The organism is Cycloclasticus sp. PY97N (assembly GCF_002443175.1).
Taxonomy (GTDB): Bacteria; Pseudomonadota; Gammaproteobacteria; order Methylococcales; family Cycloclasticaceae; genus Cycloclasticus; species Cycloclasticus pugetii.
This window is the reverse complement of sequence record NZ_CP023664.1, coordinates 236,420-259,141: the sequence shown is the minus strand read 5'-3', so window position 1 is coordinate 259,141 and position 22,722 is coordinate 236,420. Positions and strand designations below refer to the sequence as shown.

Annotated in this window: 20 protein-coding genes; 14 read left to right on the top strand and 6 right to left on the bottom strand. The window is 41.7% G+C overall.

What is annotated here, in order from left to right:
* Window positions 1–4: 4 nt before the first annotated feature.
* The 3 genes from CPC19_RS01325 to CPC19_RS01315 all read right to left on the bottom strand — a co-directional run bounded on the left by CPC19_RS01325 (window position 5) and on the right by CPC19_RS01315 (window position 3,762).
* Entirely contained in the window at window positions 5–1,495 is a 1,491-nt protein-coding gene (locus tag CPC19_RS01325) for a choice-of-anchor I family protein (protein ID WP_016390266.1), read from the bottom strand.
* Between the two features lie 184 nt (window positions 1,496–1,679).
* Complete coding sequence (locus tag CPC19_RS01320; protein WP_015004854.1) at window positions 1,680–2,132, bottom strand: DUF934 domain-containing protein; 453 nt, start codon at window positions 2,130–2,132, stop codon at window positions 1,680–1,682.
* Complete coding sequence (locus tag CPC19_RS01315) at window positions 2,119–3,762, bottom strand: nitrite/sulfite reductase (RefSeq protein ID WP_016390267.1); 1,644 nt, start codon at window positions 3,760–3,762, stop codon at window positions 2,119–2,121. The genes CPC19_RS01320 and CPC19_RS01315 overlap by 14 nt, the downstream gene beginning before the upstream one ends.
* 114 nt (window positions 3,763–3,876) lie before the next feature.
* On the opposite strand from CPC19_RS01315, the gene CPC19_RS01310 reads away from it, so the two are divergent.
* From CPC19_RS01310 to CPC19_RS01300, 3 genes are read left to right on the top strand one after another with little or no spacing between them, the layout of a single operon-like run.
* Window positions 3,877–5,016: a homoserine O-acetyltransferase gene (locus CPC19_RS01310; RefSeq protein WP_015004856.1), complete on the top strand. Its 1,140-nt coding sequence runs from the start codon at window positions 3,877–3,879 to the stop codon at window positions 5,014–5,016.
* The gene (gene metW, locus CPC19_RS01305) at window positions 5,013–5,627 is read left to right on the top strand and encodes a methionine biosynthesis protein MetW (RefSeq protein ID WP_015004857.1); all 615 of its coding nucleotides are present in this window, start codon (window positions 5,013–5,015) and stop codon (window positions 5,625–5,627) included. Before CPC19_RS01310 ends, metW begins: the two co-directional genes overlap by 4 nt.
* Complete coding sequence (locus CPC19_RS01300; RefSeq protein WP_016390268.1) at window positions 5,617–6,057, top strand: DUF4426 domain-containing protein; 441 nt, start codon at window positions 5,617–5,619, stop codon at window positions 6,055–6,057. The genes metW and CPC19_RS01300 overlap by 11 nt, the downstream gene beginning before the upstream one ends.
* A 38-nt stretch (window positions 6,058–6,095) precedes the next feature.
* On the opposite strand, the gene CPC19_RS01295 is transcribed toward CPC19_RS01300, so the two are convergent.
* Both CPC19_RS01295 and CPC19_RS01290 read right to left on the bottom strand, forming a co-directional pair.
* A complete protein-coding gene (locus tag CPC19_RS01295) occupies window positions 6,096–7,643 on the bottom strand; it encodes an MFS transporter (protein ID WP_016390269.1) in 1,548 nt (515 codons plus the stop codon).
* A 2-nt stretch (window positions 7,644–7,645) separates the two neighbouring features.
* A complete protein-coding gene (locus CPC19_RS01290; protein WP_016390270.1) occupies window positions 7,646–8,422 on the bottom strand; it encodes an exodeoxyribonuclease III in 777 nt (258 codons plus the stop codon).
* 148 nt (window positions 8,423–8,570) lie between these two features.
* On the opposite strand from CPC19_RS01290, the gene rpmE reads away from it, so the two are divergent.
* From rpmE to CPC19_RS01275, 3 genes are all read left to right on the top strand, one after another.
* Window positions 8,571–8,777: a 50S ribosomal protein L31 gene (gene rpmE, locus CPC19_RS01285; protein WP_015004861.1), complete on the top strand. Its 207-nt coding sequence runs from the start codon at window positions 8,571–8,573 to the stop codon at window positions 8,775–8,777.
* Window positions 8,778–8,858: 81 nt separating this feature from the next.
* On the top strand, window positions 8,859–10,310 hold the full coding sequence (locus CPC19_RS01280; protein ID WP_016390271.1) for a M48 family metalloprotease: 1,452 nt from the start codon (window positions 8,859–8,861) through the stop codon (window positions 10,308–10,310).
* Between the two features lie 95 nt (window positions 10,311–10,405).
* Window positions 10,406–11,698, top strand: a complete 1,293-nt coding sequence (locus tag CPC19_RS01275) for a citrate synthase (protein ID WP_015004863.1) — start codon at window positions 10,406–10,408, stop codon at window positions 11,696–11,698.
* Window positions 11,699–11,773: 75 nt separating this feature from the next.
* Here CPC19_RS01275 and CPC19_RS01270 read toward each other — a convergent pair whose 3' ends face one another.
* The gene (locus CPC19_RS01270) at window positions 11,774–14,095 is read right to left on the bottom strand and encodes a penicillin-binding protein 1A (protein WP_096910808.1); all 2,322 of its coding nucleotides are present in this window, start codon (window positions 14,093–14,095) and stop codon (window positions 11,774–11,776) included.
* Window positions 14,096–14,519: 424 nt separating this feature from the next.
* Here CPC19_RS01270 and CPC19_RS01265 point away from each other — a divergent pair, with 424 nt between their 5' ends.
* The 8 genes from CPC19_RS01265 to CPC19_RS01230 all read left to right on the top strand — a co-directional run bounded on the left by CPC19_RS01265 (window position 14,520) and on the right by CPC19_RS01230 (window position 22,649).
* Window positions 14,520–15,581, top strand: a complete 1,062-nt coding sequence (locus CPC19_RS01265; protein ID WP_020161606.1) for a pilus assembly protein PilM — start codon at window positions 14,520–14,522, stop codon at window positions 15,579–15,581.
* Window positions 15,581–16,135 carry a PilN domain-containing protein gene (locus CPC19_RS01260; protein ID WP_015004866.1) on the top strand — a complete coding sequence of 185 codons (555 nt, stop codon included), beginning with the start codon at window positions 15,581–15,583 and terminating at the stop codon, window positions 16,133–16,135. Before CPC19_RS01265 ends, CPC19_RS01260 begins: the two co-directional genes overlap by 1 nt.
* Window positions 16,136–16,720: a type 4a pilus biogenesis protein PilO gene (locus CPC19_RS01255; protein ID WP_016390274.1), complete on the top strand. Its 585-nt coding sequence runs from the start codon at window positions 16,136–16,138 to the stop codon at window positions 16,718–16,720. It begins immediately after the preceding gene.
* The gene (locus tag CPC19_RS01250; RefSeq protein WP_015004868.1) at window positions 16,717–17,250 is read left to right on the top strand and encodes a pilus assembly protein PilP; all 534 of its coding nucleotides are present in this window, start codon (window positions 16,717–16,719) and stop codon (window positions 17,248–17,250) included. The genes CPC19_RS01255 and CPC19_RS01250 overlap by 4 nt, the downstream gene beginning before the upstream one ends.
* Window positions 17,251–17,294: 44 nt before the next feature.
* Window positions 17,295–19,436 (top strand): type IV pilus secretin PilQ, encoded by a 2,142-nt coding sequence (pilQ, locus tag CPC19_RS01245; RefSeq protein ID WP_016390276.1) that lies wholly within the window; start codon window positions 17,295–17,297, stop codon window positions 19,434–19,436.
* 135 nt (window positions 19,437–19,571) lie between these two features.
* Complete coding sequence (gene aroK, locus CPC19_RS01240) at window positions 19,572–20,090, top strand: shikimate kinase AroK (protein ID WP_016390277.1); 519 nt, start codon at window positions 19,572–19,574, stop codon at window positions 20,088–20,090.
* Complete coding sequence (gene aroB, locus CPC19_RS01235; RefSeq protein ID WP_016390278.1) at window positions 20,087–21,190, top strand: 3-dehydroquinate synthase; 1,104 nt, start codon at window positions 20,087–20,089, stop codon at window positions 21,188–21,190. Before aroK ends, aroB begins: the two co-directional genes overlap by 4 nt.
* The gene (locus CPC19_RS01230) at window positions 21,180–22,649 is read left to right on the top strand and encodes an SPOR domain-containing protein (protein WP_016390279.1); all 1,470 of its coding nucleotides are present in this window, start codon (window positions 21,180–21,182) and stop codon (window positions 22,647–22,649) included. The genes aroB and CPC19_RS01230 overlap by 11 nt, the downstream gene beginning before the upstream one ends.
* The last annotated feature ends 73 nt before the right edge of the window (window positions 22,650–22,722 follow it).

The following is a 22,722-nucleotide window of genomic DNA, read 5'->3' as shown; positions in this document are numbered from 1 at the left end:
TGTGTTAATCAATGCTTATTTCGTAAATACTAATCGTGTTACTAATCTCATTAGTAACAATTAGCCAACCATGAGACTCAGTTTTTTTAATAAAAATTAACCCTTCTGGTCCAATGTCACCTTGCTTCTCAATGTTGATATAACCGGCAGGCTTTGGTTTGCGCGGATTAGAGATGTCATATATAAAAATACCATTAGCTCTTTCTAAGCCAATAAAGGCATAAATTTTACCGCGTAGCTCACCGGTAGTAATAGATTCAGGTTCAGGCCCCTTGTCGTCACTACGTCCTTCTTCCCATGGTTCATTATCAACGTTGTTATCAGCATAGGTGGCTAAGAAGCGTTCAAAGTCAGACCCAGAGTCATAGATTCGAGACCCTTTTTCATCCCAGATAGAAAAAGAGCGTGCGCCATAAGAGTAAATCTTTTCATGTGCCCCATCATTGTTTATATCGCCATTGGCAGTGGTGGTTTTTAATCGCCCCAGGTTCTCTATTTGTTGAAGCTCTCTAGCATTTTCGAATGCGTCAGGGTTTAATATTAGGTCTTCAACACGCACTTCTTCGCTGTAACCGTCATAGTCTCTAGCATCGCCCTCATTGGCAGATAAAATGAAAGTTGAACCTTTATACTCGAAACTTGCAATAGCATCGGGTTGATACATGCCGTATGTTGGCCATGTTTGAATGTTTATTGCATTATCTTTGTTGCTGGCATCAAAGGCATTTTTATTTTGTTGATGTTTTTTGTAACCTAAGCCATAAATATCGGTGATAGTCGCTGACGCAATGTCTAGTTTTGCTAAAGCATTGTTTTCTTGCAGGCTAATCCAAGCCGTACTGGAGTCGGCTGAAACAGTAATATATTCAGGTTCTAGGTCTTGGGCAATTGACGCATCTGGGCCAAAAATACGCACGTTTTTTAATTTAGTACTGTTAAACGTATTAAAATCAGCCGTTGCAGGCATCCAAGTGTTTGTATTGATAACAGTTACCGTACCTTCAGGGTCATTTTTATACTCATCGTCAGGCTCTCCTTCGTTAGCAACAATTAAAAATTTACCGTTCGGGGTAAATGTCAGCATGTCGGGTAATGCGCCAGCTTTTATGATCCGCTGTAAATTTCCTTCAAGGTCATAGATAAGAACGTTGCCATCATCTTGTTTATTGACAGCCTCTACGGCTACAGCAACCCAATTCCCGTAGGTAGTAACACTGTTTGGGCCGCCACCAATCAAAGTCAGAGTGCTGTGCTCGGAGAGCCAGCCGTTACTATCTACATTAAGAATTTTGAGTTCATTCTCTTCGGCATTGGTGGTGTAAATCCTATTCGACACAGGACTAAAAGCTGAAATCTCGGTGCAACTTTCTTCGCCGCCACATTCCTCGGTATATTGACCTTTTTTAACGATATTAATATCAGCAAAAGAAAGTGTAGAGAATGATATGCCAAGCGTTAAGCTGACGCCGAGAGTGAGCTTTATTAGTGAATCCATTGGATGTCCTTATGCATTGAAACGGGACATCAAATGTACCAACAGGTTATGACGCTTGTGTGACGGTTAGGGGGTGTTTTAGTTACAGCCTGGCAAGGGAGCTAAGAAGCGAGCTAGTGGTGTAATATGTTTTTTTGCGTATTTTGTCGTTATTTTGATAAAAATAACGATAAGGGCAAGGCTGCTAGTTGGTAGCAGCCTGATAGAAAACGCTAAACTCATTTAATTTTTCTAAGGCAAGCGAACCAGCTTCTTTAGTTGAGAATTCAAGTGTATCGAATCCTACACGTGTTAAATAAAGAGCCTGATCGGGTAGGACATCACCAACGGCTCTGATTTCTTTGGTGTAATGGTGCTTTTCACGTAATATTTTCGCTAGTGAGTAACCACGACCGTCAACAAATGTTGGAAAGTGTATAGCGATAAGCTCAAAGTATTGTAAGTCATCTGCAAATTGTTCTGCACTTTCATCGCCTTGAACCCATAAGCCAAGATGTCCTTTGCTAGCGATTAAGGAATCTTTATTGGCATTCCAATAGGCAAGATCGATGATGTTATAGTCTGCTTGTAGAGCTTGCTCTTCGTCTAGCTTGGTCCAACGGTCTTGAACGATTTCGTTGTTTTTAATGAGCGTCATACACTTTATCCTTAAACGGTTGTAATCCGATGCGTTGCAGTGTGCTTGCAAAGTTTTCATCATCTATTCTGTTGGCTTTATAGACCTGAACAATGTCGTCAATAGCATCTACTACACCATCTTTGGCAATGGCTTTTCCAAGCCTGTCCCCTAATTTACTTTGATGGCTATCGGAACCACCTAGAGTTAATTGATACCATTGCTCGCCTTTTTTATCGACACCCAAAATACCAATTTCACCGATGCTATGGTGGCCACAGCCATTCATGCAACCAGACATTTTGAGGCTGATATTGCCAGCGTCAATGGCGCTGTCAGTAAAACGGTCAGTAATACCTTGTGCGATATCAATAGAGCTGGCATTTGCTAAGCTACAAAAATCGAGACCGGGGCAGCAAATCATATCGGTAATCGTGCCAATATTTGCTGTTGCAAGGTCATGCTCGGCTAATTGCTGCCAAAGGGCATATAAATCACTGGATTTTACATCGGTTAATGCAAGGTTTTGGTCGTGAGTGGTTCTGATCTGGCCAAAACTATATTGGTCAGCCAAATCGGCGATGAGTTCCATTTGCTGTTTGGTTACATCGCCCGGCGGACGCTTTGGTGATTTAAGCGAAACAAAGGCAATACGGTAACCGGATTGTTTGTGCGCTTTAGTATTTTGTTGAAACCACTGACGAAAAGCACCGCTATTAGCCAAGTGTTGCTCTAAAGCCTCATCGTTAGCTGTTTCGTAATTTAGTGGTGTGAAGTAACGTTTTACACGTTGAATGTTATCGTCGGTTAGCGTTAATTGACTGTCTCGGATGGAAGCCCATTCTGCTTCGACCTGTTCTTTAAAAGTATCTAAGCCTGTTTCGCGAACGAGTATTTTAATACGGGCTTTGTATTTATTATCTCTGCGGCCAAAGCGGTTATAAACGCGAAGAATCGCTTCAAGGTAGGACAAGAGGTCTTTTTCAGCAATAAAGTTGTTAATTGTTTGACCAATAACGGGGGTGCGCCCAAGTCCTCCACCAACTAAGACTTCAAAACCGATGTTGCCATCAGCATCTTTTTTAAGATGTAGACCAATATCGTGTACTTGTGTAGCGGCACGATCTTTTGGCGACCCGCTTACGGCAATTTTAAATTTGCGTGGCAGGTATGAAAACTCTGGGTGTAAAGTTGACCATTGACGAATTATTTCGCAATAGGGTCTTGGGTCTTCAATTTCATCTGCACAAACGCCAGCTAGTGGGTCTGCAGTCGTGTTTCGGATGCAATTGCCACTACTTTGAATAGAGTGCATTTGCACGCTTGCTAAGTCAGCAAGAATATCGGGCACCCGTTTTAGCTCTGGCCAATTAAACTGAATGTTTTGGCGAGTCGTAAAGTGTCCGTAGTCTTTGTCATACTTATGAGAAACGTGGGCAAGCATGCGAAGCTGTTTACTTGATAATAAGCCGTACGGTATATTGATGCGCAACATTGGCGCATGTGTTTGAATGTATAAACCATTCATAAGGCGTAAGGGGCGAAATTGTTCTTCCGTTAGATCGCCATTTAAGAACCGCTTTGTTTGATCGCGAAATTGTTCAACGCGTTCGTTGACAAGAGTTTGATCAAATTCGTTATACAGGTACATGTTATTATCGTCGCTTAAGGCGCAGTAAATTCATACTAGGCCGGTGAATATAAAGGGTTTTTGATATAATTAAAAATAATATTAACTGATATTATTATAACTTAAAAGAATAAATTGTCTAATATTAAAACAAATTCAGTGGGTATTGTTGAGCCACAAACCCTTCACTTTGACGAGCCGTTATCGTTGGAGAGTGGTAGGCTCATTGAGCAATACGATATTGTTTATGAAACCTATGGCAGGTTAAATTCGGCAGCAGATAATGCGGTTCTAATTTGCCATGCCTTATCGGCAGATCATCATGCAGCTGGGTATCATCATGAAGGTGACTCAAAGCCAGGCTGGTGGGATATATGCATAGGGCCGGGAAAAGCAATTGATACGAACCGGTTTTTTGTGGTCTCGCCCTGTAATTTGGGCCACTGCAGTGGTTCAACAGGGCCGCGAAGTATTGACCCGAAAACCTCGCAAGCTTACGGTCAAGACTTTCCAATAGTGACCGTTGTTGATTGGGTTAACTATCAAAAAAGACTGGCAGATAAGCTCGGTATCAGTCAATGGGCCGCTGTAGCGGGCGGCAGTTTAGGAGGTATGCAGGCGTTGCAATGGGCGATTCAATTTCCAGATATGATACGCCATGCCATCGTCATTGCGTCTGCCCCTAAATTATCAGCACAAAATATCGCCTTCAATGCGGTCGCGAGACAGGCTATTATGAGTGACGCTGATTTTCACGGCGGTCGTTATTATGATCATAATACGGTGCCGGCTAATGGTTTAAAGGTCGCAAGAATGTTGGGGCATATAACCTATTTATCTGATGATGCAATGGGTGATAAATTTGGTCGAGAACTAAAAAACGATCAACTTAAATATGATTACGGTGTTGAGTTTCAAGTAGAAAGCTATTTGCGATATCAAGGAGAATCTTTTGCTAACCGTTTCGACGCGAACACTTATTTATTAATGACCAAGGCGTTAGATTATTTTGACCCTGCTGAAAAAGAGGGGGGCGATTTATCTGCTGTATTTGAGAAAGTTCAAGCAAAATTCTTTTTAGCCTCGTTTACTACAGATTGGCGTTTTTCACCTGCTCGTTCCAAAGAGATTGTCAGTGCATTAACCGAGGCGGGTCGAGATGTTAGCTACTTAGAGTTTGAGTCGAATTATGGGCATGATGCATTTTTAGTGCACAATGACGACTATCTCGATGCATTTGGTGCCTATATGCGAAATATTGAGGTGTCGCCGTGAGTGAACTTAGGCCCGAACTAGAAAAAATTTGCGATTGGGTAGAGCCGGGCTCTAGGGTGCTAGATTTAGGTTGTGGTGATGGTGCGTTACTCGATTGGTTGCAAAGAAATCGGCAGGTGACGGGCTATGGGGTAGAAATAGACCAACAGAATGTCTTGAGTTGTTTAAAAAAGAACGTCAATATTATTCAGACAGACTTGGATGCAGGTTTAACTGATTTTGCTGATGGATCATTTGATTACGTGATTATGACCCAAGCATTACAGGCGCTGCATCGACCAGATAAAACACTGGAGGAAATGCTGCGGGTAGGACGAAAAAGTATAGTGACGTTCCCAAACTTTGGTTTATGGCGCTGTCGCCTTTACCTTTCGCTGAAAGGGCGGATGCCCGTTTCTAAGGCTTTACCGGCTGAATGGTACGATACAAAAAACATACATTTATGTACAGTGAGTGATTTTGAACAGTTTTGTCATCAACGTTCAATGGTGATTTCTAAAAAAGGGATCATGGATTATGATCATCGACCAAGTACATTAATGAAGCTATGGCCTAATTTATTTGGCGAAGTGGCACTCTATCAACTTGATGGAAAAAAAGATGCGATTTAAAAAATACTTTTTATTACTTTTATTGTTATGCCCAACATTGAGTACAGCAGAAAATGCTTACGATTTTGGTGATTATATTGTGTATTACAACGCGTTTACTGCTGATACCTTGCCGCCACAAATGGCTACGGCTTATGGCATTTTGCGGAGCCGTTATAAAGGGGTGTTAAACCTGTCGGTTCAAAAGAAGCCACACCCGGGCCAGTTGCCTCAAGCAGTTAATGCAGACGTTAAAGTAACGGCCGTTAACCGTGCGGGTCAGTTAAAGACTCTTGAATCAAGAAGAGTAGCGGAAGGAAAGGCTATTTATTATTTGAGTGAGTTTAGAGTGTCGAACAAAGAAGTGGTGACATTTAATATCAGCCTAAAACCAAAAGGTGTAATAAAACCGCTGGAATTGAGTTTTAAACAACAGTTTTATGTTGATTAGCCAGCTATTCATCAAGGTGCCGTAGTTTTTACGTCTCTTTAAACGTTTAGTTTAATGTGTTTATTAATCCAACTGATCAGCACAAGGACAGGGACCCCCATTAACGCGGTGATTAGGAAAAATTGTTCATAGCCAAATAATTCAACCATCGAACCAGAGTAGCCACCTAATATTTTGGGGAGCAAGGTCATTAAAGAACTAAAAATGGCGTACTGTACGGCGGTGAATGAAACATTGGTGAGGCTCGATAAAAAAGCAATAAAGGCAGCGCTAGCAAGACCAGCAGACAAATTATCAGCAGAAATCACAAGGTAAAGCATAGGCATATTGTGACCTATTTGTGCTAACAGCATAAAGAGCAAGTTAGTCAGTGCAGACAGTAAGGCGCCGATAAACAAAATTCGTATCACGCCGAAACGTAAAACAAGTAAGCCGCCAATAAAACCACCCAGAAGAGTCATCAGTAGTCCGAATGTTTTTACCACGCTCGCGATCTCGGGCTTACTGAAGCCAAGGTCTTGATAAAAGATGTTTGAAATGACGCCTAGAACAATATCAGATATTCGATACAAGCCAACCAAAGCCAGTAGCAGCCAAGCGACTGAATAACCATAACGTGAGAAAAAGTCTTTAACGGGTTCTATGTAAGTTTTGGTGACCAGTGTATAAGAAATAAGCCCACTTGATATCAGCAGGCGGGTGACAAGGCTTGCACCTGCCAGTGCCAGTCCAAGGCGGAAGAATTCGACTAAAACACTGGCTAGGGGTCTGTTTGAGAAAAGCGTGGTGAGCTCTGCTTTGAGTTGGTTTGCCGTATCGGCGCTAAAAAAATAAACAGCAATAAAACCCGTAACAGCCAAGGTGAAAAGCGTTAATAGCTGGACATGCTCACGGGTGTCGTGGAAAAAATTGGAGTGAATTTTTTGACGGGGCTCAGATATCAAAAGTGTTGTGATAACGCCAATCAACATGATGCTGGCCATACATAGGTAGGTCCACTGCCATGCACTATAGCTGTAGCTGTCTATACTGGACCCTAAGTGGTTGGCTAGCAATAACGCGCCAGCACCAGAAACAATCATGCCAATCCGATAGCCGGCAATGTAGCTAGATGACATCAGCGCCTGTAGGCTGCTCTCGGCTGATTCAATGCGATAAGCATCAATAACAATATCTTGCGTCGCTGAAGAGAAACCGAGCAAAATAGCGGCAAAAGCCATGAGAACTAGGTCATCTTGGTGCGGATCTATGAACGCCATCAAGCAAATCGAGATGATAATCATCAGCTGTGAGAATAAAATCCAGCTTCGTCGATAGCCGAGCCAAGTGGTTAAAAAAGGCAGTGGTAATTTATCAACCAAGGGTGCCCAAACAAACTTAAAAGAATAGCCCAAAGCAGCCCAACTAAAATAAGTAACAGTAGCACGCTCAATGCCAGCTTCGCGCAGCCATAAGCCTAATGAAGAAAAAATTAATAGGAGTGGAATGCCTGCAGACAGGCCTAAAAATAGCATCGCTATGACGGATGGTTGGCAAAAGGCACGAATAGAGCCTAGCCAACTTCCTTGGGCGATAGAGATCGGCATAATTAGGCTGTAGGGATGTCGTAATCAACAATCAAGGGGGCATGGTCAGAAAACCGCTCATCTTTATAGATGGATGCATTGGCAACCGTATTTTTTAAGTTTTCTGAAATAACTTGGTAATCTATCCGCCAGCCAGTGTTATTGGCCCACGCCTGTCCTCGGTTGGACCACCATGTATATTGTTCGGCTTCTTGGTTCACAAGGCGAAAGGCATCACCCCAGCCTTCTTTGCCAAATAGCTCGTCTAGCCAAGCGCGCTCTTCGGGTAAAAAACCAGAGTTTTTTTGATTGCCGCGCCAGTTCTTAATGTCTATTTTTTTATGTGCAATATTCCAGTCCCCACAAATAATATGTTGGTTGCCATCTTTTTGTTTTTCTTGTAGCACGGGCATTAATCGGTCCATTAAGTCGTACTTAAAGGCTTGGCGGGATTCTTTTGAGGACCCCGATGGCATGTAAATAGATGATACCCTTAGGTTGCCAAAGGCGGCTTCAATAAAGCGACCCTCGGCATCAAAGTCTTCCCAACCAATACCTTTAGTTACATTGTCAGGCTTTTGCTTGGAAAAAATGGCGACGCCGCTGTAACCTTTCTTTTCGGCAGGATGGTAGAAACAATGGTAATTAGCGGGCCAGAAGGTATCGGCAGTTAGTTGATCTTCTTGGGCCTTTATTTCTTGTAAGCACAGTACATCAGCATCGAGTTGTTGTACCCAGTTAAAAAAGCCTTTTCTTTCGCCAGCGCGAATGCCGTTAATATTGATTGAAACAATTTTCATGAGGGGTTTTCTGAACAATTAATAAAATTAGACATCATACCGAACAAAGGTAACAATGAAAGGACTTGCTAAAAGCTAACATTTTTCGTATGATGCGCGACCAAGCTTAAGGACAGTACTGTCCTGCCACAGATTTTTAGAGAATACTATGAAACCAGATACACACCCAGAATATAACGAAGTAGCCGTTACTTGTAGTTGCGGGAATGCTTTTAAAACTAGTTCAACACTCAGTAAGTCTGAACTGCATATTGAATCTTGTTCAGAGTGTCATCCATTTTATACCGGTAAACAGCGTATTGTTGATACGGCTGGCCGTGTTGATAAGTTTAATAAACGTTATCAGCGTGGATAAGTTGACGCTAAAGCGTATAGTTGAAAAAAATGCTACCTTATAGGTAGCATTTTTTTTGCTTAAGTGTTTTAGGGAGGAGGCATGGTAAGTCGTTATAGTATTGTCATAATCGTATTACTCTGTGTTGGCTGCTCGGTTAACCCAGTAACCGGAGAGCGTGACTTTGTCTTAATGTCAGAGCAAGAAGAACTGGCCTTAGGTCGGCAGCATAGTCAGCAAGTAATGAAGGCATATCGTCGCTATGATGACCCAGAGCTTCAGCAGTATGTGCAATCGGTGGGTGATCGGGTTGCACGTGTTAGCCATCGACAAAACTTAATTTACCGATTTACCTTATTAGATAGCACTCAAGTCAACGCTTTTGCATTACCCGGCGGCTATATTTATATTACTCGAGGTTTATTGGTGTACCTTAATAGTGAGGCTGAGTTGGCTGCCGTGTTGGGTCATGAATTAGGTCATGTCACAGCGAGACACTCTGTTCGTCAGCATAGCCTAGCAACGACAACAAATATCATTGGAAGCCTTATTGCGGCTGCATCTGGGGTGCAGGGGGCTGGACAATTAACGAATATGTTAGGCACGGGCATAGTCAGAGGTTATGGGCGTGAACACGAGTTAGAAGCGGACGGTTTAGGGGTTCAGTACCTGATTAATGCGGGGTATCGTGCCTCTGCCATGCGACAAGTCATCTCAACGTTAAAGAATCAAGAGTTGTTCGATAAAAAACTAGCTATTGAGCAAGGCCGTGAGCCACGAGCTTATCACGGTGTGTTTTCAACCCACCCCGATAATGATACCCGTTTGCAACAAGTGTTAAGTGGAGCAGGGGCTTCATCAGTTGTTTCAGGAACGACTGGTCAAGACACTACGTTTTTAAAAAAAATAGAGAGCTTAACATTTGGCGACAGCGAGAAAGATGGAATCATTCGTGGGCGTCACTTTTATCACCCTGAGATGAATTTTAAACTGACGTTTCCTAGTCAGTGGCTTATTTTGAACAAGCCGAACGCAATTGCTGCATCAACCCCTAACAACGATGCGTTGATGCAATTAACGTTAGAAGATTTAAATAAAAAAATAACCCCTAAGGAGTTTCTAAGAATTCGCTTAGGAATAACAAAAACACTCAGTGAAAAGCCTTTTTCAGTGGGTCAGTTAGCTGGCTATCAGGCGATAGTTAACGGTAAAACACCATATGGGCAAGGCAAGGTTCGAATAGCCGTGGTATTTGATGGCTTAAGGGCGTTTGTCTTTTTTGCGACAACAAAACGAGCTGATAGATTTGTAGAGGTTGATAAGCAAGTGCTTACGAGCATTAAAAGCTTTTCAAGGTTGAATGCTAAAGATAGAAAAGTCGCAAAAGAGTTAAAGGTGGTGTTAGTGAAGGTTGGCCAACATAATAAAAGTATAAAGCTGCTGGCTAAAAACTCGCCGATCACTCACCATGTAGAAGACCAACTGAGGCTTTTGAATGATCTTTTTCCGAATCGTGAGCCCAAACTAGGTGACCTGATTAAGATAGTTCGTTAAAATCATGAGTAAGTTTTCAAATTATTTTTAATGAGTGCATGTTTTTATTGCGCGTAAGTAGTGAGATAGCACTATTTATAGATAGGGAGTTATAGATGTCGTCAAAAAATTTAACGCTAACAGATAATACAACTGGGAAAAGTGTAGAGCTGCCATTACTTGAGGGTACGCTTGGTAATTCAACCATTGATGTTAAAGGGATACCGGGTGAACTAGGGTACTTCACACACGATCCTAGTTTTGGAACAACGGCAAGTTGTGAAAGTGAAATTACGTTTATTGATGGCGATAAAGGCGTGTTGTTGCATCGCGGCTACCCCATTGAGCAGTTGGCTGAAAATAGTAACTATATCGAGACAGCGTATTTGTTAATTCATGGTGAATTGCCAAATGCGGAAGAGTTTGCAACTTTCAGTAATATTATTCGCCGTCATACGATGATTAACGAGTCGTTGAAAAAGTTCTTTGATGGTTTTCGTCATGATGCTCATCCTATGTCCATGATGATGGGTGTGGTAGGGTCGTTAGCGGCTTTTTATCATGATGGTTTAAACATGAATGATGAAGAGCACTTGATGGTTTCGGCGCACAGGTTGATTTCTAAATTACCTACGATTGCTGCGGCTTGTTATAAGCACTCAATCGGTGAGCCAATTGTCTACCCGCGTAATGATTTAGATTATTGTGAAAACTTACTGTACATGATGTTTTCAGTACCTTGTGAGGATTATGTCGTTAGCCCGATTGCAGCAAAAGCCCTGAATCTATTGTTTATTTTGCATGCTGACCATGAGCAAAATGCGAGTACTTCAACAGTTAGGTTGGTAGGCAGTACAGGTGCAAACCCATTTGCTTGTATTTCAGCGGGTATTGCAGCGTTATGGGGGCCTGCCCATGGTGGTGCTAATGAAGGGGTGCTGACAATGCTGGACGAAATTGGCAGTGTGGAAAATATTCCTAAATTCTTAGAAAAAGCCAAAGATAAGAATGACCCATTTAAACTCATGGGTTTTGGGCATCGTGTATATAAGAATTTTGATCCTAGAGCAACGATTATTAGAAAGGTATGCTACGAGGTGCTTGAAGAGACGGGCACGCAAGATCCGATGTTTGAATTAGCAATGAAGCTTGAAGAAATTGCATTGAAAGATGAGTATTTTGTTGAGCGTAAGTTGTATCCAAATGTTGATTTTTATTCGGGTGTTATTTATAAGGCACTTGGTATTCCTGTCAGTATGTTCACGGTGATGTTTGCACTTGCTAGAACATCTGGTTGGGTGTCACATTGGTTAGAAATGATGGCTGATCCAAAAGGTAGAATTGGTCGTCCACGTCAGCTATACAAAGGTTCTCCAAAACGTGATTATGTGTCACTGGATGAACGTTAATAGCCGTAACGTTTAATAATTGCTACAAAAAACGCACTTAAAAGTGCGTTTTTTTTGGTAGTTAGATCGCGTGTTTTAGAATAACTCTTCGATGGAGGGTTGTTTTCCTAGGGACGAGTTACTGAATTCATTATTTTTATTATCAGCTGGCGGTGTATTTTCTTCTCGGAAATATTCAAAAATAGCTTTTGGGTTTGAAGGGTTTGTTTTTAACCCTGTCTCAGAGTCAATTAATAATCCAACAATGCCATCGGGCTGTGAGAGGGGGATATTAGGTGTGTTTTTAAGTGCCTCCCTCATAAAGTCAATCCAAATAGGTAAGGCGGCGCGGCCACCTGTTTCTCTATTGCCTAACGGTTTGCCGTTATCAAGGCCAACCCAAGCAACGGCAACCAATGAAGGGTTGAATCCATTGAACCAAGCATCCCTTTGATCATTGGTCGTGCCCGTTTTACCTGCTAGGTCTGAGCGACCTAAAGAAAGGGCTTTTCTCCCGGTCCCTCGGTTGACAACATCCCTTAATAAAGAATTAATAAGAAAGTGAAGTTGCGGGGAAATAACACGAGGAGCTTTTCTAATAGGAGGCTCTACGATGGGGTCAATGGGTGTGTTGTTATCTAATAGCGTAGGCGTTATTAGCGGCGTTGTCACTGCTGAGTCGGCAAGTAGATTTTTGCTTTGTGGCGTTTCTTGCTTGTCGATGATGGCGATAGCTGGGTTAGCTTGGAAGAGTATTTCGCCAGAGGCAGAAGTAATTTGTTGGATAAAATAAGGGCTTACGCTGAAGCCGCCATTAGCAAAGACAGAATAAGCGGTTGCCATTTTGTATGGGTTAGCGCTACCGCTACCAAGGGACAAGGAGAGGTTGTTTGGTAGTGAGGAGGGGTTAAAGCCAAAACGTCCGGCAAAGTTTCGTACATATTTTGTGCCGATGTCCCGTAGAATTCTTATTGAGACTAGGTTTCTTGAGTGAATAAGCGCTTCACGTAAACGGGTAGGGCCAAAGAACTTGCCGCTATAATTTTCTGGTCGCCATTGCTGTTCGAGTCCTGCGTCATCAAAAACGACAGGAGCATCATTAATCAACGTAGCCGTTGTATAGCCTTTAGATAGGGCAGCGGAGTATAAAATAGGTTTGAAGCCAGACCCCGGTTGGCGTTGAGATTGAAAGGCACGGTTAAATTTACTGGAGTAATAATCATAGCCCCCAACAAGTGAAGTGAGAGCACCATCGTTTGGGTTAATTGAAACGAGCGCGCCAGAAACGTTAGGCACTTGGGCAAGCTCAAAAATATCAGTATTAGGTTGCTGACGAACCCGGATAATATCACCAACAGCCAAAATTTCAGCGGCTGAGGTTGGCTTTTTCCCTTGCTTATTTTCGTTGATATATGGCCATGCCCATTTCAGGTTTTCCCAAGTAATTTCGACTAGTACCTTATCTGAGGTGATGGCAGTAACGCTCTTGTCCGTTAAAGCGGTCACAATGGCGGGTTCTGTTTCACCAATTTTTTTATACGATGATAAAGGACTTGAATCTAAGTCGTTGGTGTCCATATTGTCTAAGTCAATATGGTCTAAAATACCGCGATACCCGTGGCGCCGATCATAGGCGTGTAAGGCCTTTCTAACGGCATGATTGGCAGCATTTTGGTGAGTGCTGTCGAGAGTGGTGACAACATGCATGCCGTTGGTATAAATTTCATCGCCATATATTTCATAAACTTCATTGCGCACCATTTCTGCAACATAAGGTGCTTCAAGTTCCACAGAAGCAGAATGTAAGCGAGCGGTAATGGGTTCGGCAATGGCGGCATTAAACTCCGGTTGACTAATGTAGTTAAGACTTAGTAATCGGTTAAGAACATAGTTACGGCGAAGGAGCGCTCTGTCTGGGTTGGAGATTGGGTTGAAGGCGGAAGGTGCCTTTGGAAGCCCAGCAATCATTGCTTGCTGTGCTAAAGAGAGATCTGAAAGTGTTGAGTCATAATACACTTGAGCGGCTGCTGCTATACCGTACGAGCGATGGCCAAGGTAAATTTTATTTAGATAAAGCGTTAGAATGTCTTGTTTGCTTAGCTCTCTTTCAATAATAAAAGATAAGAGGATTTCACGTATTTTTCTCGAATACGTTTTTTTCTTCGTGAGAAAGAAATTTCTGGCGACCTGCATGGTAATGGTGCTGCCTCCTTGTTTCTTCTCGCCAGTTAATAGAAGCTGGCCTGTGGCACGCAGAAGCCCAATAAAATCGACACCTGAGTGTTGAAAGAAGTCTTTATCTTCAGCGGCAAGAAAGGCATTGATTTGGGTCGCTGGAATGTCTTCGTAACGTGTAGGAATGCGTTTTTTTTCACCAAATTTAGCAATGAGTAAGCCGTCTCGGCTGTAGATGCTCATAGGGGTTTGGAGCTGGATATTTTTTAAGAGATTGACATCAGGGAGGTCAGGTATTATTGAAAACTTGATGTATAAGCCGAGGGCACCAATAAAAATCACACCTATCAAAAAAATAGATATGCTGACTTTTTTAAAAAGTGATGAAGAGCTGTGCTGTTGATTCATTCCGTTTTTAGCTGCAAAAGTAGGGGGTGGATTAAGTAATGGTGTACTATTGTATTAGCATTATGAAGAAAATCACATTAACCGTGGCTTAATGGTTTTTTTTTAAAATGAAAACACATATATCTAAAAGTAAGGCTATACTCAAAGAAAACGTTGTTAGTTATTGATTTTATGCTTGATTTTGTTGTTTAGTTGTATTTAAATTATTGAGAGTTCTCTGTGTGGTCACAGGAACGACTAAAGAGAAGGAAAATACAGGATGTCTTTTTTCAAACGTAATAACCCTAATGTTTTGGGTATTGATGTCAGTTCATCAGCGATTAAGCTTATAGAGCTCAGTCGACATGGTTCACGTTACCGAGTGGAGAGCTATGGTGTTGCAGCGTTACCTGAAAATGCGGTTATTGATAATAACTTTGCAGACCTTGAGGCTATCGGAAATACGCTGTCTACCGTTATTGAGCGTTCAGGCACAAAATTAAAGCAAGCTGCGTTGTCGGTTTCTGGTTCCGCTGTTATCACCAAAATTGTTACTATCCCGAAACCTGAAAGTGATGAAGAACTCGAAGCGCAGGTTGAGATGATTGCTGATCAATACATTCCTTATGCTTTGGACGAGGTTAATCTGGATTTTAGTGTTATTGGTCCAAATGAAAAAAATGCAAGTTTAATAGATGTACAGCTGGCAGCGTCAAGGCGTGAAAATATAGACGATAGGGTGGCGGTATTAGATCTTGCCGGGTTGAAAGCCAAAATAGTGGATGTCGAAGCCTATGCGCTAGAAAATGCCTATGGGCTTTTACAAAGCGGACTACCCGACTATGGCCCCGAGGCAACGATTGCTATTGCTGATACAGGCTCTACGGTAACAACGCTTAATGTTATTCATAAAAATAAAGTCATCTACTCTCGAGAGCAGGGCTTTGGCGGTAAACAATTAACAGAAGAGATTCAACGTCGGTTCGGGCTTTCGTATGAAGAAGCTGGCATGGCCAAAAAACATGGCGGCTTGCCAGACAGTTATATAACAGAAGTGTTAGACCCCTTTAAAGAGGTCATGTGCCAACAAATTGGGCGTTCATTGCAGTTCTTTTTCTCTTCTAGCGCTCAACATAGCGTAGATCACATTATTCTTTCTGGGGGTACTTCATCTTTACTAGGGATTGATGCGTTGGTAGAGGAAAAACTAGGAACCCCTGCAACGGTAGCAAACCCATTTTCTGAGATGACATTGGCCGGGAAAGTAAAAGCTCAGGCGCTTAGTAATGATGCGCCCGCAATGATGATTGCAACGGGTCTTGCATTAAGGAGTTTTGATTAATGGCTAAAATTAACCTTCTTCCATGGCGCGAAGAACTGCGAAAGCAGCGCCAAATTGACTTTTTAATGTTTTTGGGTATGGGTGTATTGGCATCAATCATCTTGATGGCGACAGTGCACTTTTCGATTGAAGGGCTTATTGAAACTCAAAATAACCGTAATCGATTTATTCAAAATGAAATATCTGTTTTAGATAAAAAAATTAAGGAAATTGAAGCGTTAGATAAGACAAAAAGTAAGCTGCTGGCTCGGATGGAAGTCATACAACGTTTGCAAAGTAGTCGGCCTGAAATCGTACACATGTTTGATCAATTGGCAAAAACAGTGCCTGAAGGTGTGTACCTTACTAAATTTAACCAAAGCGGAAAAAAACTGGCCATCGAGGGTAATGCCCAATCGAACACAAGGGTCTCGGCTTATATGCGTAGTTTGGAGCAGTCGCCTTGGTTGAAAGGGACTGACTTGAATGTGATTCGCTCAAAAGGTGTTGATGCAAATAGTTTTACCCTGAAAGTTGCTCAGGCAAAAGTTGGGGAGCCCACGGAGGGAAAATAAATGAATTTAGATGAGATTAATTGGGATTTTAATGAGGCGGGTAATTGGCCCACCGCTATTAAAATAGGGGCTATTGTTTTAGTAAGTGTTATTTTGCTCGGTGCTTGGGTTTATTTTGACACGCTTGATCAGTGGGATGACTTAAAGAAAGTAGAGCAAAAAGAAACGGCCTTAAAGAAAACGTTTGAGCGAAAACAAGCAAAAGCCGTCAACCTAGATGCCTATAAGCAACAACTTAGTGATATGCAGGAGCAGTTCGGTGCAATGTTGCAGCAGTTACCTAATAAAACACAAATAGCCGATTTATTGGTTGATGTTTCCCAAGCAGGCTTAGCAAGTGGTTTGGAGTTTAGCTTATTTCAACCGTCGGGCGAAAAAAGAAAAGATTTTTATGCTGAAAAGCCGATTAAATTAACCGTAGTGGGAAGTTATCACGAGTTTGGAGAGTTTGTTAGTAATTTAGCAGCCTTACCACGTATTGTAACGTTACATAATGTGTCACTAACACCGGCTGGAAAAGGTGGGCAGATGACAATGAATGCAACTGCAAAAACTTATCGTTACTTAGATGAGGATGATAAATGATGGCTCGCTTAAAGCTAAATAAACTGCTGATTCTTATCATGTTGACGCTATTGATGGGGGGCTGTGTTAGCGAGGAATTTGATGATTTAAAAGCCTATATTTCACAAGTAAAGTCTAAACCAGCAACGCCAATTGAGCCGATGCCTGTTATCAAGTCGTATGAGTCGTATAGTTATGTTGCTGATGGCTTGCGTAACCCCTTTGAAAAACTTGATGAGCCTCAAGCTATTGAGAAGATGATGAGTGTAGAGGGACCTGGGCCTGATTTGGAAAGAGAAAAAGAGGAACTGGAAGCTTACCCGCTAGATACATTAAGGATGGTTGGTACGCTGTCTAAAGACAATGAACAGTGGGCCCTTGTAAAGGCAAATGATGGAGTTATACACCGCGTTCAGGCAGGTAATTATTTAGGTCAAAACTTCGGCAAAATTATAAGAATACAAGATCAACAAATTGATCTTGCAGAATGGGTAGCTACAACAGCTGGTAAGTGGCGCGAAAGAGAAGCTTCTTTGGCTCTTGTTGAATAAAGAAGAGAATATTGATAATGAAACATGTAAATAAGGGAAAATTCATGCACAAGTCAAATGCAAGTGGATGGGACATAGCAAAGCAAAAAGCTCGGCTAATAAAAGGAATGTTTGCTATGGCATGTTGGGCTTCGATGTCAATGATGCCTGCGCAAGCAGCCATTTTGAAGGATATTCAATTTTCCGGTTTGCCTGGGAATAAAGTGCAGCTTGAACTATCGTTGGATTCTGCGCCAGATCAGTTGAAAAGTTTTAGTACTGATAACCCAGCTAGAATAGCCATCGACCTTATGGGGGTAAGTAATGGTGTTGGTAAAACAACTATTCCAATCAATATCGGTAAAGCCATCAGCGTTAGAGCATTAGAGGCAGGTGGTAGAACACGAGTTGTGCTTAACCTTAATGATGCTGCGCCTTATGCAACAAAAATAGAGGGGCAGAGTGTCTTTATAACGTTAGGTAATGTGACCAGTGCTCCTGTGATTAGCAGTCCTAGTGCAACAACAGCACCAGCAAAAGCGGCAGATAAATTAGTTAGTGCAGTGGATTTCAGGCGCGGTGAAGAAGGTGAAGGGCGTGTTTTAGTGAGCCTTACAAATACCTCTTCGGTTGTAGATGTTAAGCAGGAAGGTGGTAAAGTCATTGTAGATATTAAAGACACTTCGCTACCCCCAGAGCTTGCTAATAGATTAGATGTATTAGATTTTGCAACACCTGTAAAAACTATTGATGTGATGCCATCTGGTAATGATACAAAGTTATCAATTGCAGCAATTGGCCACTACGAATTTTTGTCATATCAGATGGATGAATTGTTAACGGTTGAATTCAAACCATTAACAAAACAAGAGCAAGAAGAATTGGTAGCTGATAAATTTCCGTATACGGGTGAAAAGTTATCTCTAAACTTTCAAAGCATAGAAGTTCGATCTGTATTGCAACTGCTTGCCGATTTCACAGATATGAATTTAGTGGCTAGTGATTCTGTCGGTGGCAGCGTTACCTTACGATTAAATAATGTGCCATGGGATCAGGCATTAGACATTATTCTTAAAAGCAAAGGTTTGGCGAAGCGGATTACGGGCAATGTGATGATGGTTGGCCCACAAGCAGAGGTCGCGGCTCAAGAGAAATTAGAGCTTGAAGCCAAAAAGCAAGTGGTGGAATTGTCGCCATTATTAACGGAGTTTTTTGAGGTTAGTTATGCCAAGGCTTCTGACTTGGTGACAATTTTAAAATCTACAGGCGGGCGTAGTGGAAATGCTAATTCAAATACAAAGTTAATTTCCAATAGAGGCGGGGTTTCAGTCGATTTAAGAACTAATACTTTGTTGGTTCAAGAAACCGCTGAAAAATTGGTTGAAATTCGTAGAATTATTGAGCGTTTAGATCGCCCAGTGCGACAAGTGATGATTGAATCGCGAATTGTGATTGCGAATGATGACTTTACACGTGACTTAGGTGTCAGGTTCGGTTTGTCTGGCATAACGGGTGGTGGCGTTGCTACAGGGGATTCAACAACAGTCGTGGGTGGAGCATTAGAAAATGGCGTTACGGTTGGAGCCGGAAATATTTTTGATGTTGGTGGCAGCGAAGGTTTGATGGTTGATTTGCCAGCGGCCAGTCCAGCGGGTGCGATACAGTTTATAATGGGTAAAATTGGAAGCTCTTTATTACAATTAGAACTGTCAGCGTTACAAACAGAAGCAAAAGGTGAAGTTATTTCAAGCCCCCGTGTTATTACGTCTGATCAAATTGAAGCTGAAATCAGTCAAGGTGTTGAAATTCCATTTCAAGAGGCATCTTCTTCGGGCGCTACTTCAACGAGTTTTGAAGAGGCAGAGTTAAAGTTATCGGTGACGCCAAGAATTACACCAGATGACCGCATTAACTTAGAGTTAAATATAACGAAGGACTCGCCAGATTTCTCAAATGTTCAACCGGGTGGTGTGCCAATTAATACACAGGAAGTAGATACGACAGTACTGGTAAATAATGGCGATACAGTTGTCTTAGGGGGTATCTATGAGCGTTCGAAAGATCACAGTGTTCGTAAAGTTCCTTTCTTTGGAGATTTGCCGGGTGTTGGGGTGTTATTTAAGAAAGACTTTAAGCAAGATAATAACAGAGAGCTTTTATTCTTCATTACACCTAAAATATTAAAAGATAATTTAGCGGTTAATTAAAAACGATAGATTGATAAAAAAACGGGGCTAAGCCCCGTTTTTTTATGTGCTTGTACTTGTTGTAAGTAATACATTGCACGCGCTATGAAATGCTCGTGATATAGTTCTAGCAAATTTCAGAATAAGATAAAGTTCATGCCAGAAAAAAATAATATCTATCTTGTGGGCCCAATGGCAGCCGGCAAATCAACGATTGGTAAACTGTTAGCGCGGCGTTTAAATAAAGCATTTTATGATACAGATGCAGAAATTATTAAATGTACAGGGGTAGAAATATCCTTAATTTTTGAGCTTGAAGGGGAAGAAGGTTTTAGGTCTAGAGAAACCGATAAACTTAAGTTACTGTCGGTATTGGATGGCGCTATCATTGCAACAGGTGGTGGTATTGTCTTAAGCGAAGAAAATCGTAAAGTGTTAACGGAAACAGGCTGGGTTATATACTTACAATGCTCTGTTGAGCAGCAGTTAAGCCGAACAAAATTTGATACAAAAAGGCCTTTATTGCAAATTGACAACCCACGGAAGAAGCTGGAAGAATTAATGCGACTTAGAGCGCCGATTTATGAATCAATTGCAGACATCGTTGTTAGCACAAACAAAACAAGTAGTAAGAAAGTAATCTTAAGTATTCTTGAGCAACTAAAGAAAAAATGAATAATAAATTAGAGATATTGAATGTTGACCTTGGTGATAGAAGCTACCCTATTTACATCGGTGAGGGTTTATTAACGCAGCCAGCATTCGTTGAAAAGCACATTGTCTCTAACCAAGTATTGATTGTCACGAATGAAACGATTGCACCAATGTATTTAAGCCAGTTAGTCGATCAGCTACCAGTAGGTGTAGACGTTAGAACCGCTATTCTGCCAGATGGTGAACGGTTTAAAACGCTAGAGTACCTAAATAAAATATTTGATTCATTATTAGAAAACAGATGTAACCGGCAAGTCACGTTGATCGCTTTGGGTGGTGGTGTGATTGGAGATATGACCGGCTTTGCAGCTGCAAGCTATCAAAGAGGAGTTAGTTTTATTCAGCTCCCGACTACTTTGTTATCTCAGGTTGATTCCTCTGTGGGTGGAAAAACAGGGGTCAATCATCGTTTGGGTAAAAATATGATTGGGGCGTTTTATCAGCCTAAAGCTGTTTTGATCGATACGACAGTGCTCTCAACATTGCCAGCCAAAGAACTAAGTGCCGGTTTGGCGGAAGTCATAAAATATGGTGCGATAAATGATGTGGATTTTTTTGTCTGGCTGGAAAAAAATATAGAGTATCTATTAGCACAAAAAGCGGACGCATTAATTTATGCAATTAAACGATCGTGTGAGAAAAAAGCTGAGATCGTCGAGAAGGATGAGAAAGAGTCTGGAATACGCGCAACACTTAATTTTGGGCATACATTTGGGCACGCCATCGAGACTCATATGGGATATGGTGAATGGTTACATGGTGAGGCGGTAGCCGCTGGAATGTGTTTAGCAGCAGAATTATCTGTGCAGTTGGGTTGGATGAGCTCTGATGAGGCTGTCCGGATAAAGACCTTATGTATAAAAGCTAACTTGCCAGTAAAAGCACCTGAAGAAATGGACGGTGCTGATTTTATAAAGCATATGAAAGTCGATAAAAAGAACACCTCAGGTTCTATTCGACTAGTGCTGCTAAAAAACCTTGGTGAAGCCGTTATTTATGACTGCATTGATGAGTCGTTAATTAAAAAAGTGATTGACGGAAAAGACAGAGATGTCTCTTAATCGCCTAAATGAAGAGATGGCGCTGGAGGAGTTTTTTCCAGCAGAAAGGCAGCAGCGGCTTGATCTAATACTTCACCTTATTCCAAATACAAGGCAAGCTATTTTATTAAGAGGGCCAGAACAATCAGGAAAGTCTTTTTTTCTTAGGCAATTTGACAAACAAAGGGATAAGCGTTGGCAGTTTTGCTTAATACCAGCGAAATCGCTAATGGATACAACATCTCCATTGGAGGTATTAACTCAAGCTTTTGATGAATTGGAAGGCAATAACAAACAGCTTCTTGTGCGATTGGCAGCTGCGTCAAAAGCAGAAAAAAAAGTCATTATCTGTATTGAAGATACACATCAATTAGGCGAGGCGCAGTTCGATTTTTTGTTTAAATTGGCAGACAGCTATGATTGTTTGCAAGTTTTATTAAGCTCTGCGGATAATCTAGGAGAGGCCATTGAGTCGCGTTGCCAGTTGATTGACCTAGAGCCATTTACACAACGGCAGACAACAGAGTATGCGCGAAAGATAATACAAAAAAACAATCCAGGCCTGACTAATTTGGTAGGCCTAGATGAAGTGGTGTTATTTATTGAAACAGGTGGTTTGCCAGGGCGAATAAATGATGTCTTAGCGCAAATGAGCACCTCAGCTATGAGTCATGAAAAGCCTACACTTGTGAAATCAGGATCCGTAATAGGGTTAATAGCACTAGCTATTTTATTGCTGGGTGTTTCAGTTTTTATCTTTTACCCTCAAGAAGAAAGTGAGGAAGTGCCTTCTACTGTTGTGCAGGCTCAGTCGGCAGGGCGGATACATAGCCAAACGCTAGAAACTCCTGCTAAAACAGCGATTACTGAGCAGCCAAGAGTAAGCGGCTTTAGCGAGATAAAAGATGTCAAAACGCCTTCTTCAACGTTAGACGCTCCTTTAGAGACGGCGAGTAAAACAAAGGTGAGCGGCCTGAGGAATACAGATGAAAAGGTAGAGGCCGTTAAGGTAGAGGCCGTTAAGGTAGAGGCCGTTAAGGTAGAGAGGAGCGTTAATACTCAAACGGTGGTTCTAGCTAACATCAAAGCAGAGGAGTCAGGTAGCGATAGCAAGGAGGTCGTATCTATAAAAGAAAATAGTAATCCTAGCGCCAAAGCACCCGCAGCATTAACAGCTATTCAGTTGAATCACCAATGGCTTGAAAGTAGAGATAAAAAACATTTCACTTTGCAATTGTTGGGTGTGTCTACAGAAGAGTCTGCAAAAAAGTTTATTCTTAAACATAACACCCTTAAACCATTATATTTTTTTCAACATAAAAGAAATGCTGGGCAATGGTTTGTGGTCATCTATGGTGATTTTGAAAATAAAAAGCTAGCAGAAGAAAAAGCGAATAAGATGCCGGCTTCTTTGACGGCATTAAAACCTTGGGTTCGTACGTTTGACGCCGTTCAAAGAGATGTTCTAGTTAAAGAGTGAACTAGGTGCTAAAAAGCTGACATTTAGTTAAGCGTGTGTCGCGTAGGTCTTGAGAGTGTGGTATTTGTTAATA